Here is a 400-nt window from a genome sequence, read left to right as displayed (position 1 = left end):
TGCCAACGTGGTGCGTGCCATCCGTGACGCCTCCGGTGTGCCGGCGCGTATCCCGGTCGACGCGGCCGCGGTGGCCACCCGATTTCCGGGCCCGATCACCGAGTTGCAGCTGTCCCGCGACGGCACTCGAGCAGCGATGGTGATCGGTGGGCAGGTGATCCTCGCAGGCGTCGAGCGGACCCCTGAAGGGCAGTTCCTGCTGACCTATCCGCGGCGTCTCGGTTTCGGGCTGGGCAATTCCGTGGTGTCGCTGTCCTGGCGAACCGGTGACGACATCGTGGTCAGCCGCACCGACCCGGCCCATCCCGTGTCGTACGTCAACCTCGACGGGGTGAACTCCGATGGGCCCAGCCGCAACCTGGTCGCCCCGGTCGGCACGGTGGCGGCAAATCCGTCGACC

The 400-nt window shown here is 69.0% G+C and carries 1 protein-coding gene; it reads left to right on the top strand.

The genetic code is table 11. From position 1 onward, the window contains the following. Positions 1-400, top strand: a 400-nt coding sequence (locus IMZ11_RS44545; protein ID WP_228649831.1) for an LpqB family beta-propeller domain-containing protein, incomplete at both ends; no start/stop codon positions are given.

The organism is Microtetraspora sp. AC03309 (assembly GCF_020826795.1).
GTDB classification, from domain to species: Bacteria; Actinomycetota; Actinomycetes; order Streptosporangiales; family Streptosporangiaceae; genus Microtetraspora; species Microtetraspora glauca.
This window is presented reverse-complemented; position numbering and strand designations above follow the sequence as displayed.